Origin of the sequence: Clostridium thermopalmarium DSM 5974, from assembly GCF_002995795.1 — a bacterium.
In the GTDB taxonomy this organism is placed as follows: Bacteria; Bacillota; Clostridia; order Clostridiales; family Clostridiaceae; genus Clostridium_H; species Clostridium_H thermopalmarium.
On sequence record NZ_PVXN01000004.1, the window covers coordinates 1 to 15,557 of the forward strand.

Here is a 15,557-nt window from a genome sequence, read left to right on the forward strand (position 1 = left end):
TTAATACTTATAGGTTTTATTATAGTATTAGCCTAAAACAGCCACTTTACAATATAAAAATATCATTAGAAAAATGTATGTATAAAAATCCTATATTCATAATAAAAAAATAGATTTCTAAGCTTAATTGGATTTTTTAATTCGACTTAAGCTCAGAAATCTCTATGCTATACTGCATTCTTATATAATTTTAAAAAAACTGTCTTTAGTATTTTGTAATTTCTAATTATCAAAACAACTTTAGTGTCTATTAAGATAGCTTAAACTTACTTGTTTCTTCATTAAGTTGCTTCACTACCTCATTTAATTTTTCTGCAAGCCTAGCAACTTCATATGTGGCTGCAGTCATTTCTTCTGAAGATGCTGAAATTTCTTCTGAAGAAGATGTGGTTTCTTCAACAATAGCACTTACCGATTCTATCTTACTCATAACTATATCTTTAGATTTTATTGTATTTTCTAATGATATATAAGTATCATCTACTAAAGGTTTTATGTTAGATACAGCTTCTAACATATTATTAAAAGATACTATTGTATTTTCTACTATATTAACCTGTTCCTCTATAAGATTATTTACACTATCAGATGTAATTAATACATCAGAGGTTTCGTCACTAATGGTCTTAATCAGCTTTTGTATTTCTTCTGTGGATTTTTTTGATTGTTCAGCAAGAGCTCTTATTTCTTCTGCAACTACTCCAAATCCTCTTCCTGCCTCTCCAGCTCTTGATGCTTCTATAGCTGCATTTAATGCTAAAAGATTAGTCTGCTCTGATATACCATTTATAACATCAGCTATATTTCCAATTTGCGACACACTTAAATTTAAGCTATTGGTCTTTTCATTTACAATTTTAAATGAATCCTTTATATTATCAATAGATTTTAAAAGAATATCTATTTGCTCTTTCCCAATAATAGCCTTTTCCTTTGTTTTATCTGAACTTTCTTTAACATTTAAAATTTTATTATTTATATTTTCAAGTTCCTTAGCTAAATCAGACATATTATCAACTGCTTCTGTCAAATCATTTGATTGCTGCGCTGAACCTTGTGCTACATCTTGAATTGCACTTGCAACTTCATTAGATATTCCATTCATTTGTTCTGCATCACCAGCTAATTCTGCTGCCATATTACTTACTTTGGCCGCTTCATCTTTTATTACTCCAATTGTTCGCCTTAAACTATTTGTCATATATTTAAAACTTGATGCTAATACTCCTATTTCATCATTGTTTTTAATGTTTATTTCATTATTAAATTCTCCATTTGCTATATTTTCAGAAACTACTACTAAATGTTTAAGAGGATTTATTATATTTGCAGCTGCTCTTACCATAATAAATGAAGCTACTACAAATGTTATTATAGCTATACCTACAATTCTCCATATCATATTTGTAATAGTCTTTGAAACATTATCAATATCAAGTCCTATATCCATTACTCCAATGTTAGTACTATCTTTATAAATGGGAACTATTACACTATGTATTCTTTTACCATTTTGTAAAACAGATTCTTGTGAATGAACCTTTTTACTTAATATACACTGCTTTATATTATCATTATCAATAGTTTTTCCTATTGATTCCTTATTGGTACTAGCTATTATACTCAAATTTTTATCTAAAAAATTTGCATAAGCTACACTTTTATCTTCCGTTAGTTCTTGAAATAAAGATTGAATATCTAGTTTCTCACTTAATTCTTGAATTTTATTAGAGAGTATTCCTATTTGCACCATTCCACCATCTTTTTTTCTTACATATCCATACTTATAATAATTATTAGTCTCCCTACTTTTTCTTATATTCTCCATAAGTGTAGACTTTTCACCCTTTAAGACTGAATATGAAATATGATCACTACCAAAAACTGCACCAATACTTGTAGGTAGGTTAGAGTAAATTACTTTCCCATGGGAATCTGTTACATTTATTTCATCTACCTCAAATTGTTTTGCTAATGCTGTTAAATAATTATTATCCCATTTGCTGCCATTAACTAAAAAGTTTCCTAAAGTCCTTATTCTGGCCTCTATAACTTCATTTAACATAGTTACTGCACTGCTACTTTTTTCTACTTGTTTGCTTATTTGATTAGCAAGATTAATTCCATTTTCATTTACCTGACTTGTCAATCTTGTTTTAATTAAGTTTATTGCAGCTATTGATATGGATATAACTATTGCAAGTATTATAATTATTGGAATCATAAGTATTTTAAATTTAATAGACTTCTGACTTGATTGTAATTTATGCTTCACTATAATCTCTCCTTTTGTAATATCATCTAATTGCCATCACAAACTCTTAACAGTTTAATATAGATACCTTATCTATAATATCACTTTTTGTAGTAAAATTCCAAATTTGGTATGCATATTTGACAATAATAAAATTACTTTATATCTTAAATTTTCTAGATTATATTCAAATAGCATACATATATTACATTATTTTTCTTATTTTTTGCTCAACTTTTTAGTTGAATGTTTATCTTAATCTTTAAAAATCATTGTTACCTTATATATAGATAGAACATAAAATATTATAGCCATAAATTTAACGGAGGTAAAATAATGTTTTATAACCATGAAATATCATCTTATTACCCTTATATTCATTCTAATCCTTATTACAATAATGTCTACTTTAGGAACTCACAACATAATTTTATTCGAGAAAACTGGGCAGTTGCAATTATAAAAGGAGGGCCTCTTGCCCCTAATATTAACGGTATAGTTTATTTCAGAGAGGTTTCTAACGGAACAGAAATTTATGTATATGTAACTGGCCTTCCAGAATATAAACCTGGAAAAGGAGATAAACCACCTATAGGTCCTCACGGATTTCATATTCACGAGAATGGTTCTTGTGAAGTAGGTAATGTAAAAGATCCTTTTAAAGCAGCCGGCGAACATTGGAATCCTACAAATCAACCTCACGGAAATCATGCGGGAGATTTGCCAGTTTTATTTTCTAATAACGGAATAGCTAGAATGAGTTTTTTTACTAATAAGTTTAAAGTAGATGATATAATAGGAAAATCTATTATCATACATGAAAACCCAGACGATTATAGAAGCCAGCCTTCAGGAAATGCTGGGAAAAGACTTGCATGCGGAGTAATAAGAGCAGTATAGAATTTACAAGAGCAATGGTGAAGTGGAAGAGTTTAGATCATGTTCTAAGGAATGAAATAATTGAGTAAAGCTCAGTTATTTCATTCCTTAAAACTTTATTTATTCTTTGTAATTAGTATCTATAGATTGTCCACTAGTTATTTCAAAATTAATACTACAGGACAATGATCTGAGCCCGTGACTTCATTTAAAATTTCAGCATCTAGTATGTCATCTTTCATATTGTCAGATACAAAGTGGTAATCAATTCTCCATCCCGCATTGTTTTTTCTTGCATTAAATCGATAACTCCACCAAGAATATTTAATTTCATCTGGATGAAAGTACCTAAACGTGTCTATATATCCTCTTTTTATGATATTATCTATCCATTCTCTTTCAATAGGTAAGAAACCTGAGGTCTTGCTGTTAGCTTTAGGGTTTTTTAAGTCTATTTCTTTATGAGCAGTATTATAATCTCCACATATTATAAGCTTTTTGCCCTTTTCTTTTAGATTATCGCAATATTTAAATAGAGCATCATAAAACTCTAACTTATAACTAAGCCTTTCTTCACTGCTTTGTCCATTAGGAAAGTATATATTAAATAACATAAAATTATCATATTCACATATTAGTATTCTGCCTTCATTATCAAACTTTTCTATACCAATGCCATAAGAAACGGAAATAGGTTCTTCTTTTGTGTATGTTGCCACCCCACTATACCCTTTTCTCTCAGCACATGAAAAATAAGATCTATAACCTTCTATATTATTTAACTTGTCATTTATTTGTTCCCTTTGAATTTTAGTTTCCTGTATACATAAAATATCTGGCTGTTCTTCTTTAATCCAATCTATAAATCCCTTTTTTTCTATGGCTCTAAGCCCATTAACATTCCAAGAATAAATTCGCACATATCTCTCCCCTTTGTTTTAACTTTTGTTAATTATATTGTACCCTTTTATAATATTTATTCAACCTTGGAGAAGATAGTTTAGAACCTAAGGATTATAGATTATCTTCTTATAACATTCATATAGCCTATTTGCATATTCTTCCCAGGAATAATTTTCTTTTACAAATTTTTTTAATTCTTTATTTTTAGGCTTTCTAAACCCTTCTTCTACAGCATTATATATGCTTTCTTCATCATATGGATCGCAGTACAAGGCCATATCTTTAAAGTATTCTTTTGCGCTTCCCTCCATAGTTGATACAATATTACATCCACTAGCTGCTGCTTCTAGTGAAGAAAATCCTGGAGTTTCTACATAACTTGGAAGTGCGTGAAGCTTAGCAAATCTATAGGCATTATAAATATTATAACTATCTATGAATCCTAGATACAAAACATTTTTATACTTTATACATTCCTTGTAATATTCTTCATCTTTTATTCTTCCAATAAGGACCAGTTGTATTCCTAAATTGCTACATACCTTTGCCAATGTAAGTTGATTCTTTTTAGGATGTATCTTTCCTACACATAAAACATATGAATTTAAATTATATCTTTCCCTAATGCCATATAAAGGAACGTTTTCATCTTCTATCTCTACTCCATTATAAATGACCTCACACATCTTATTTATATTAAAATCCTTCTTTATACTTTCACTTTCTATATAACTATTTGTTATAATGACATTGCTTCCTTTAAGAATTTCCCTTCTATATACGTTACTTCTTTCCCACAGTTTTAATTTTTCAATATTGTTTTTATACTTGAAATACTTAGTTAAATTATAGTATATAGGAGATACCACTATTTTATTTTTATATTTTTGGGCCATTCTAAAATAATTATATACATCCCATACTTTATTTATATTAAATAAATGAACTATATCATATCCAGAATAATCAAATATGTTTCCATTATTTATGCGAACCTCTGCTCCTAGCCTTTTTAGGTATTTTGCAGTATTTAAAACCTGAGAAGAATCTCCGCTGTAGTTTCTATAGTAATCCTGCCTTATGCATAAAAGTACCTTCATTTTTAACTTGTCCCCCTAAACTATTTTGTAAACCATTGTTTCTTAACTAATATATATCTATGCATAATATTTTAAATGTTGCACAAAATAAAAAACCTGCTTTAAACAGAGACTTTTACTTATAACTTGATGCTGTATAAGCTAAAGTCTCTGCCTTTTGCAGAGACTATTATTTATCTTATAGATTTATTTTTAGCATACTTTTCTACATCCACAAGTAAGTCTAAACTCTCCAGTAAAAATTATATTTTTAAAGTTTGGACCACATGGAACAATATTAGCAACAAAATTTCTTGGTTCTATGGTTACTCCTTCGATTTCTCCTCCGCATTCGCTGTCCTTTCCGCTGTTGAAACAACCACAAGGGTCTTCCTCTATAACGTCGCATGAGAAACATTCATCTACGCATACAGAGCCAACATAGGAAACATTACTAGCTCCTCCTGCACTTGAGCAAGCATCATTACCATTAACAGATTTGCTTACAATAAATTGTATACACCCAACTATTCTTTTTACACATGCATCTACAGTGCCACAAGGTCTATTTGAATTCGGACAAAATACATCTATTGGTTCGATTGATTCTACACATCTTAGGCAGTTTACCCATGCTACATTAGCATTTCCAGCTCCTGCAACAAATCCTGCTGGAACTGTAACTGTAGCGCAGACTGGAACTACTATTGGTTGTGGCTCTGGTTTGCATTTTGGTTTTATCTTAACTTTCTTTTCTTCTAATTGCTCTTTTCCTTCTAAGCTAGCTTCTTCCATTTCGTTTATTATATCATCTACAGCTATTTCTCTCCAATCGCTCATTTTTTAATTGCTTCCTATTAAAAATTTATAGATTTTTATAGTAAGTAATACCTTTCACTATCATGATATGAAGTGTACTAAAAAGTGTGATATATTATTAATTCTTTCAGCATATTTATATAATAATAACTCTGCGGGGAGGATCATTAAATGTCCTTAAATGAAGATTATAATAACGGCACATTTTACTTTAATGATTATTGGGATTCTATAAACAAAAAAATGATAATGTATGAAGAAGAATTAGAAAAAAAAGAAGAACTTATTAGTAAGTTTAAGCAAAGTCTTAATATAGAAAAAGCTAAATCTCATTCTTATGAAACGAAATTTAAAAATATAAAGGATCAATATGATAAATTTCAAGCAGGAAAAGCCAAATTAAATAATGCTATAAATCTTCTAAAAGAAAACTTACAATCTTATGAAGAAAAAATTAGGGAACTAGAAGAAATAAAACTAAACAATGAAAAAGAAATTAATAGACTGAAAGAGCAAATTAACAGCCTGACTTCACAGCTTAATATGGCAAATTCCAAATTATCTTCTATTATTTTAAATAAAACTTCACAAAATATAGGGAAAAAATTTCATATTTTAGATGAAACAAAAAAATCTCTAAAATTTTATAAAGTTTGATTTACTGAATAATAAATGAATATGCCTCAAAGTGATTTTATAATCTTTGAGGCATATTCATTTATTATTCGCAAATTGACCTATAGCACTTAAATTTTTATTAACGAATATAATAAATTGATAACTAATAAATGGAGGTGCTATTATGGAAACAGTTTATATAATAACTTTTACTTCTGCTAACAGCAGTTTAATGTTATATAAGATCCTAAAAGATGCTAGAATAAAAGTTACTATGATACAAACCCCTTGCAAACTATCAGCTGGATGTGCCAGATCTTTAGAAATTAAAAAGTCTGATTTTAATAAAGCAGTTGATATAATTAAAAATTCAAATATTAAAATCCAAAAGATTTATAAAAGATTCATAAATTCTAAGACAAGACGATATGAATATATAGAAGTCTCTTATTAATTATAGATAATGGAGGATATATGATGTATTTAGATAATGCAGCAACCTCATTTCCTAAGCCTTTGTGCGTATATGATGCTGTAAATGACTGCCTAAGAAATTATTGTGCAAATCCTGGCAGAGCATCTCACGCACTATCTCTTCAATGTGAACTTAAAATAATTGAATGTAGAGAAAATTTAGCAAAGCTTTTAAATATAGATAATCCAATGAGAATTGTTTTTACTTCAAATACTACTGAAGGGTTAAATATTGCCATTAAAGGTGTATTACACACTGGAGATCATGTTATAACTACAATGATTGAGCATAATTCAGTTTTACGCCCTTTAGAAAGTCTAAAAAAAATTGGTATTGAAGTTACAATGCTTCCCGTTGATTCAGATGGTTATGTATCTTTGTCTAAAATTAAAAGTTCTATAAAAAAGAATACTAAAGCTTTAATAATAAATCACGGTTCTAATGTTCTAGGTACCATACAAGATATTAAATCTATTGGTAATTTAACAAAATCTCTAGGCATACTACTAATTGTTGATGCTGCACAAACAGCAGGCTATGTAGATATAGATGTTAAGCAGATGAATATAGACTTGCTTGCTTTTCCTGGGCATAAATCTCTTTTTGGAATACAAGGTACAGGTGGATTATATATTAGTGGAGATTTAGATATTCCACCTCTTAAAGAGGGTGGCACAGGAAGCATATCTAATAGTCTTATTCAACCTGATTTTATGCCTGATAAAATGGAAAGTGGAACACTAAATACTCCTGGAATAGTAGGTTTATGTGAAGGAGTTAAATTTATTTTATCAAAAGGACTTATAAATATAAGAAATCATGAAATATCTCTAATGGAGCAACTTACTGAAGAATTATCAAAACTCCCATTCATTAAGCTTTATGGAGAACTAGATGCTAGTAAAAAAACTCCTGTTTTATCTTTTAATATGGACGGCTTTGACAGTTCTGAAGTAGGAAGATTACTTAACGATAAAAATATTTATATTCGATCTGGTTATCATTGTGCTCCTATGATTCACAAAATTATAGGTACAGAAAGAATAGGAACTGTACGAATTAGCCCTGGTTATTTTACTAATCATGAAGACATTGAAAATTTAGTTATAGCTATAAAAAACATCTATAGATTGCATTCTTAGTACTTTTCCTTTTTTAGTTGCTCTTAATAAAATATAAATTATTTACAAAAAACAAGCACTTATATTTATCATATTAAGTACTTGTTTTTTTTCATATCTTAAATTGCTAATCTGTAATTTTAAATAATTTTTTAATAAAAGATTCATTGTTTTTTTCTTTTAAAGCTGCAAATTGGTTTTTTAGATTCTCAACTTCTTCTGTCTTATCCTTTAAAATATTGTTCAAATTATCTATCTGATTTCTTAGTTCTTTTGTTTCATTTAAATAATTAATTTTTTCTGCATTACTTTGAGCTACAATTTGTTTTAATTCTAATACTTCAGCTTCTTTTTCTTCTAATTCATATTTTCGAGCTTCTAACTCTTTCATGGAATCCTTTAATTCTTTTATCTTGTTTTCATAAGATGCTATTAAACTCTGTTTCTCTCCAAGAGCTTTCTCTAATACATTAATTCTATTATACCTTTTAGTCATCTCTTCATGTAAAGATGCAATATTTAAACGCAGCTTATTCTTTTCCTTATCACTTTGCCTACTGCGCATAGAAACAATTTTAAATCTTTCTTCATACTGTTTTAGTCTTGCAGTTAACTCTTTGATAATTTTTTCTTGTAATATATTTGATCTTATATCTTCATTTAATATTTTATTATAAATATCCTCTTGTTCTATGGCTAGTAATCTTTCATCTAAAGATTTGTTTGGTGATATATGCTCCCTATTTCTATTATTTAAATATTCTTCATAAAAACAAGAATCTGTATAAATTATTTTTTCATCACATATAACTATAATTATAAAGTTTGTAGAAATTTTATTATCTGATTGAAATGGATATTTTTCTATATCTAAAACTTTTATAAGATTTAATTCACTAATGTTTCTTGTTTTTTTAAATAAATTCATTTCTTTTAATTTTATTGTATTATTCGCTATATATTCTACATTCATCTTATCATTAGAATATAATATTATATTGCTGCCATATATTGATTGATTTCTTTCTTCAATCATATCTCTTTTTATATCATCATTATCACCAAATCCAAATCTTATATACCAATTTTCATTTTTAAAAAATGTAAACGCATATGCTATAGTATCATTTAATGTAGCAAAACAATAATCTTCTATTTCATAATAAGATGAATCTAAAAGATAAAAATTGCTCCAACTATTTTTTTTACAATCAAACTTTCTATAGCCTATTAAATTTGGATATGAATTTTTAATGTAACAAACCGATAATTGATTATTATTTACACTTACTATAAACGGAAAATCTCCTTTTATATTTATTGTATCTAATATTAATGGTGGAGATAATACAAGTCTATTGTTTAGTATTCTAAAGCAAAGAACTGCTGTATTATTGCTATTATAAGTTACATAAAATATATTCAAAGAGTTATTAACTGAAGCTACTTCAATATACTTTGTATTTAATAAGGATTTCATTAGTGTAATCTTATTAGATATTTTCTCTTCAAACATTGTACAAAGAATTAGATTTCCTGTTTTATTAGTAAAAATAATAGATATGTTATTATCTTTGGTAAGAATCACATTATTTAAATAATAACAATTATTTAATATAGGCTTTTCCTCAACAATTTCCCTGTCCTTATACTTCACTAGAAAAACTTCTTCATCTTTTCTATAAAACTTAAGCAATTCGTTATTTATTTCAACGAAAAAATTTTCTCGTTTAAACGAATTCATACTATTCCTCCACAATATTACTAATATATACTATGCTTATTAAAATATGTATATGACCTTGGAAAATTGTTAAATATTAAGTAATTTAAATATTATTCTATCCTTCTCTTCAATGATATTCACTAAGTTATTTATAGTATTTAAATACTCTCTGCATATATCTTCATAATATATTTCAGTCCTTTGTATTTCTTCTAAGGCTTCTAATTTTAAATTTAAATATCTTTCTTTCAAAAACTTTGTTTTTAACTTATAGCAATTAATCTCATTCATTATATCATTTTTATTAGCAATGTTTTTATAATTGTCTGTGTTTCCTTCAAATATCTCATTTCTTTCATCATTATTACAAAGTTTGAATAATTTATATAACTGAGAAAAATTTATGTAGGTTTTAATGTTTTCACACTTATTATCAACTATTTTCATAATATTTGCTTTAACTAAATTTCGTGCATTCTTTTTACTTAAACAGCTAAATTTCCATGTATTCAAATCATTTGATAAAGCAATATTTACATTATTAGTATTGTTCCAAATTACATATACATTCCCCATATAAATTGATATTTGTGGCTTTATAATATTTTTAGGCAGCGGTAATTTATGCTCATTATCCAAATATCCATTACCCTCGTTAATGATAACATTTCTATATTTTATAGATAAATCTCTCTCAATTAATCCATTATAAAATATTAACGGTTTCTTATTATAATTTATAAAAGAAATATTGCTTATATTTGGCAAATAAAAATCGTTAATATGTTTATTAGTAAGTAGATCATATAAAACATATTCTCCTTCTTCAAAGTTCTTACATATGAGTATGAGATCTTCATTATCTGTTTTACAAATCTTAAAAGAACTATTATAATCACTGATGTCTATTATACTTGGACTAGTACACATATTTATATTGCTTTTAAAAATATATATTTTGCCGCTGTGCCTATCACATCCTCTAAAAATTATATCAATATGATTATCTTTTATAAGTAAACTTAAAGAATCTAAACTTTTTAGATTTTTATTGCAAAGAAATAATAAATTTGTTTCTATTTTCTTTCTTATTCCCACTTCTAGTTCTATCTTGCTAATAAAAACAGAATATTTTTCATCATAGTAACAAATCCATAAAGAATCTTCATAATATTCCATTGTGTAATATAAAACTCCACTATGAATTTTAATAATATTGTTGTTTTCACTAATAAACAATGTTCTATTATTAGTAAATAACCTATAACATTTATTTTTATAAATTATTATATTTAAATCTTTTATATTTAAATCTTTAACCATAAAATCACCTAAATACATTTTTTTATACATTATATAAATACTAAAGTAATTCTGATTAATATGTAAAATTTCTTAATTTTATTGAATATAAAATTTATCACAATTTCAATCACATCTCATATTATATTAATAGATAATTAGTAAACTAAAAAAGGAGGATGTCCTTATGCAAGACAATTTTGAAGTAAACAACAATGAAATACAACAAGTTAGAACTGATGAATGCATTATCGCGGGAAAAGTTTACGGAAAATGTAGACAACAAGATTGTTTAAGACCTATTGATGCAAATACTACTCCTACCCCTGGAATGATTCAAATTGACTCTTCTAGATTAGGAGAAACAGAAGAGATTTCAGGTGGACCTTTAACTGGAACAATTACGCCAAACAGCATAATCAGCTTTGATGACACAGTTGCCGGAGTTCAACTAGTCCCTAATACATTTAGACTTTCTGACATTAGACTACAAAGTATTCAACCTAGTATATTTTCACAAGATGGTTTCTATGATGTTACTATTAGATATACATTCTCATATCAAATTAACTTATTGGACGATAATGGAGATCCAATACCAGTAACACAAGGAACTGATGAAATAACTGATATTGCTGCTTATACAACTTATACAAAGACAGTTTCCTTATTTGGCGGTGAAGCTTCTACATCAACCATAGCTACTTTAAACACATTATATTCAGATACTGCATCTATTAATGAAGGAAATATACCTTATGTTTCTGTTCAAGGTATTGCAAATCCACTATCAATAAATATAGGAACTTATGTTGTTAATGGAGATACGGAATATCATGCTGATGTTACAATAGGATTATTTACTATAATTAAATTATTTAGACTAGTTAATATGCTTGTGGCTTCTGCTGGAGATTGTGATATACCGGTTTGCGAACCATTCCAAACTAGTGACCCTTGTGAATATTTTTCTAGTTTACCATTCCCATTTGATGACTTTAATCCACCAAGCAACGTTGTATAGTTTTAGATTCCAACATAAAAAATATGTTGGGCCTCAAAAAAATACTATGCTTAAAGCGTAGTATTTTTTTATATGCACTTTATAAAAATTAGCTTTATATTTTGGACAAGTATCGTCACCACTTATACATAGAGTCATATACTATATTAGGATTAATAAACCCAAAAAGGAGATGAATTTTTAATGGCTACAACACTTAATTTTGATGCACCTAAATCTAGTACCCAACGTGAAGTTGAAGTTACTGGACTTGTTGACGCTTATAGCTATGGTTATTTAACAATTAGACTTAATGTTACTAATCCTGATGATTCAGATAGAGATCGTTCATTTTATAGAGTAGTAGAATTTGATAATACAGGTAGCAGTACACCTTTAGAGGTTAATGACTCTTATACTTTGTCAATTGTACCAAAACTTTCAGGGGCAGATACCGTTACTGCTGTAGCTGCTTGGTCATATACTCCTAATGAATAATTCTAATTATTTTATATGGAGCCATTTATGGCTCCATGCTTTAAGTTAATGCTTTAGAAAGAGGTGGAAATTTGTCAATCATATTAATTCCTTCTACTAAAAGTCTCACAGTAACAAATAAGATTCCAAATGGAAATATAAATAATGATATTATAACTGTGGGCAGCGATGGAAAATATGACTATATTAGTTATTTATTTTTTGATATTTCCACTATACCCATTAATGTTTCCATTTTGGACGCAGAACTTGTATTATTTAAAGTTAACAATTTTTATAATAACCTCATGGAAGAATTCTGCATATATCCTATAAGTGATTACTTTAGCACTTATACAACTTTTAATAATCGTCCTAAAGTAAATACAATTATAAAAAAAGTTTTTCATCCAATAACTTCAAAGGTAGCCGTAACAATAAATTTGACTTCTTTTGTTTCATTATGGATAAAAAATCAGTTAAATATAACCGGCATAGCTCTATTAGGTAAAAACACTAATACTCTTGCAGAATTCGGCTCTTCCATATGCAAGGATAACTATCTTATTCCTTTTATTAAAATACTTGTTAATCCTATAAATTGTAACAATTATTCTAATAATACTTCTATAGAAGGGAGTATGAAACGAATTAAAGTTGTAGGAAAAGTAGCTCCAGAATCAAAATACGTTGCCATTGTAAATATTGGAGTTAAAAGAAAAAATACTGGTCATACAGATAACTATTATGTTGCAGATGAATACGATAATTCACAAAATCTAAATCCACTTAAAATTAATAAAACTTATAATATAGCTATTATTCCAAAGAAAAATCCAGGAGATATAGAAAATATTAGTTTTTATGGTTCTTATAAGGAATAAAATATTATGATATACAATTATTTTATATGGGAACAAAAAAATAGTAGTTAGTATGTGCTAATACTCTTTTTAAGTATTAGCACATACTATTGGAAAAAATTCTATTAATACTTTAGTATCTCTAATCCTTCTGAATCGTATACTTCAAATTCCTTTATTGATCTTATTATTTCTTTTTTAGCAAAATTAATATATCCATGCTTATAGTATAATTTCCCAAGATTGAGTAAGACAAATTTGTTATCTATTAAATTTAGCAAATTTAATGCTATTCCAAACTCATCAAATTTATCATTTACTAGTAATATTTCGCAAATTTCTAAGATTATTTGAAGATAATTATCTTCATTTTCTTTTTCAGATATTATTTGAGTAGGTCTTTTTATAAATAAATTTATAAGTTGTTTATATACTCTCACTAATTTTTTATTATAATCTGATAAATTATTTTCTTTAAAGCTGCTTAATAGTGATAATGCATTATCATAATCTTTAATCAATATACTACTTATAACTTTATACATTGTGAGATATACATAAGATGGACTTTTTTTATCCATACACTTTATATTAATACAATCATTAAATGCACCAATCATTACAAAACATTTAGCTTTAAGTCGTAAAAGTTCTGTTGTAGTTTCTCCTGCTTTTTCGCATTTATATATATATTCTAGAGATGTTTTATAATAACTTTCATTATAAAACAGGGTTGCAATAATAAAATCTGATTTTGTTGAATCTATGAAAAATTCTTCTATAATTTTCTTAAAATCACTTATAGGAGTATTTTTTATTTTTAATATATGAGCAATACAGTATACTGATTGGATAAAATCAGGCTTTGCCTTAATTGCTTCAATATAATAATTGTATGCAGTATCACAATCTTTAAGTTTCATGTATATGTTGCCTAATTCATAATATGCTTTAAAAGTACCTACACCATAAAAACACTTTAATTCAGAAGGCGCTTCTCCTAATTCAATGCATTTTTCTAATGCTTTTATCTGAAGCATAGGCATATCCATATCTCTAAATATAAGAGACTTTAAAAAATATAAATCAGTAAATTTAGGAAAGTGCTTAGTACCAATGTCTATAAACTTAAGTGCTGTATCATATTTTTTTATTCTATAATTTAAAATTGCTATTCTTAAGATGAGCAAAAAACTATATCCATTGCATGGGTCAAATTTTTCATAGGACTTATAATAGTGCTCTAAAGCCTTTTTTTCATCATTTAATATTGCATATTCAGTGCCAAGATTAAAATGGGCAAAAGCATCTTCTGGATTACTTTTAATTTGTTTATTTAGAATAGTTATATTTCTGTTTCTTTTGTTTTTATAATTTATATTATTATTCATATATCCATAATGGTGAATCTTAACATACTTGTAAATTACATTGTATATATCATTTGAATGAATTAACTGATTATGAATTTCTCCTTCGTAGTGAGTTCCACGATTATTCTTAAAAAGTCTAGGATTTAAATTTATGGTTACAGAATTTTCATCAATAGTACTGCCATAATAGTTTACTGTTTCAAAAAAATAAATAGCATTTTCATCTAATTGTTTATTTAATAATTCTTTAAGATTTTCTCTATCCTCAGGATATAATTCATCATCCGCATCTAAAATTAATATCCAATCTTTAGTTGCATACTTCAATGATTCATTTCTAGCTTGGCTAAAATTATTATTCCATGGAAAATAATAAACCTTAGCATTAAAGCTTTTAGCAATTTCTACAGTTCTATCTGTTGAGCCAGTATCCACAATAATTATTTCATCAACTATTTCTTTAACGCTATTAAGGCATCTTGAAAGATATTGTTCTTCATTTTTTACAATCATGCATAAACTTACTTTATTCTTCATAGCCTTGTCCTCCAATTATGTGACAGTAAAACTTTTACTATATATACTATGTAGAATAAAATAAAATGTGATATATGCTATAATGGCCTTCTTCATCTATTCTTATTGATAAAAAAAGTAGATATCAT

The 15,557-nt window shown here is 27.1% G+C and carries 14 protein-coding genes; 7 read left to right on the forward strand and 7 right to left on the reverse strand.

The window, feature by feature from the left end; translation table 11 throughout:
- Positions 1–250: 250 nt before the first annotated feature.
- Positions 251–2,275 (reverse strand): methyl-accepting chemotaxis protein, encoded by a 2,025-nt coding sequence (locus CPAL_RS00250; RefSeq protein ID WP_242976269.1) that lies wholly within the window; start codon positions 2,273–2,275, stop codon positions 251–253.
- 315 nt (positions 2,276–2,590) lie between these two features.
- Here CPAL_RS00250 and CPAL_RS00255 point away from each other — a divergent pair, with 315 nt between their 5' ends.
- Entirely contained in the window at positions 2,591–3,154 is a 564-nt protein-coding gene (locus CPAL_RS00255) for a superoxide dismutase family protein (RefSeq protein ID WP_082787790.1), read from the forward strand.
- 137 nt (positions 3,155–3,291) lie between these two features.
- Here the strand turns inward: CPAL_RS00255 and CPAL_RS00260 are convergent, their stop codons facing one another.
- From CPAL_RS00260 to CPAL_RS00270, 3 genes are all read right to left on the reverse strand, one after another.
- Positions 3,292–4,053, reverse strand: a complete 762-nt coding sequence (locus tag CPAL_RS00260; protein ID WP_061857062.1) for an exodeoxyribonuclease III — start codon at positions 4,051–4,053, stop codon at positions 3,292–3,294.
- Between the two features lie 87 nt (positions 4,054–4,140).
- Positions 4,141–5,136: a glycosyltransferase family 4 protein gene (locus tag CPAL_RS00265; protein ID WP_061857063.1), complete on the reverse strand. Its 996-nt coding sequence runs from the start codon at positions 5,134–5,136 to the stop codon at positions 4,141–4,143.
- A gap of 192 nt (positions 5,137–5,328) precedes the next feature.
- On the reverse strand, positions 5,329–5,955 hold the full coding sequence (locus CPAL_RS00270) for a hypothetical protein (protein WP_061857064.1): 627 nt from the start codon (positions 5,953–5,955) through the stop codon (positions 5,329–5,331).
- A gap of 150 nt (positions 5,956–6,105) precedes the next feature.
- Between CPAL_RS00270 and CPAL_RS00275 the strand changes: the two genes are divergently transcribed.
- From CPAL_RS00275 to CPAL_RS00285, 3 genes are all read left to right on the forward strand, one after another.
- Positions 6,106–6,591, forward strand: coding sequence for a hypothetical protein (locus tag CPAL_RS00275; RefSeq protein WP_106023836.1), 486 nt, complete (start codon positions 6,106–6,108; stop codon positions 6,589–6,591).
- Between the two features lie 145 nt (positions 6,592–6,736).
- Positions 6,737–7,006 carry a putative Se/S carrier protein gene (locus CPAL_RS00280; protein WP_061857066.1) on the forward strand — a complete coding sequence of 90 codons (270 nt, stop codon included), beginning with the start codon at positions 6,737–6,739 and terminating at the stop codon, positions 7,004–7,006.
- A gap of 20 nt (positions 7,007–7,026) precedes the next feature.
- Positions 7,027–8,169, forward strand: a complete 1,143-nt coding sequence (locus tag CPAL_RS00285; RefSeq protein ID WP_061857067.1) for an aminotransferase class V-fold PLP-dependent enzyme — start codon at positions 7,027–7,029, stop codon at positions 8,167–8,169.
- A gap of 106 nt (positions 8,170–8,275) precedes the next feature.
- Here the strand turns inward: CPAL_RS00285 and CPAL_RS00290 are convergent, their stop codons facing one another.
- Together CPAL_RS00290 and CPAL_RS00295 are read right to left on the reverse strand one after the other, a co-directional pair.
- Positions 8,276–9,892, reverse strand: coding sequence for an ATP-binding protein (locus tag CPAL_RS00290; RefSeq protein WP_106023837.1), 1,617 nt, complete (start codon positions 9,890–9,892; stop codon positions 8,276–8,278).
- A gap of 69 nt (positions 9,893–9,961) precedes the next feature.
- A complete protein-coding gene (locus CPAL_RS00295; RefSeq protein WP_165815369.1) occupies positions 9,962–11,053 on the reverse strand; it encodes a hypothetical protein in 1,092 nt (363 codons plus the stop codon).
- Between the two features lie 310 nt (positions 11,054–11,363).
- Between CPAL_RS00295 and CPAL_RS00300 the strand changes: the two genes are divergently transcribed.
- From CPAL_RS00300 to CPAL_RS00310, 3 genes are all read left to right on the forward strand, one after another.
- On the forward strand, positions 11,364–12,200 hold the full coding sequence (locus CPAL_RS00300; RefSeq protein WP_061857070.1) for a hypothetical protein: 837 nt from the start codon (positions 11,364–11,366) through the stop codon (positions 12,198–12,200).
- Between the two features lie 183 nt (positions 12,201–12,383).
- Positions 12,384–12,677 (forward strand): hypothetical protein, encoded by a 294-nt coding sequence (locus CPAL_RS00305; protein WP_061857071.1) that lies wholly within the window; start codon positions 12,384–12,386, stop codon positions 12,675–12,677.
- Positions 12,678–12,748: 71 nt separating this feature from the next.
- Positions 12,749–13,540, forward strand: a complete 792-nt coding sequence (locus CPAL_RS00310; RefSeq protein ID WP_061857072.1) for a DNRLRE domain-containing protein — start codon at positions 12,749–12,751, stop codon at positions 13,538–13,540.
- Positions 13,541–13,644: 104 nt separating this feature from the next.
- Here the strand turns inward: CPAL_RS00310 and CPAL_RS00315 are convergent, their stop codons facing one another.
- Positions 13,645–15,429 carry a glycosyltransferase gene (locus tag CPAL_RS00315; protein WP_106023838.1) on the reverse strand — a complete coding sequence of 595 codons (1,785 nt, stop codon included), beginning with the start codon at positions 15,427–15,429 and terminating at the stop codon, positions 13,645–13,647.
- Positions 15,430–15,557: the final 128 nt, after the last annotated feature.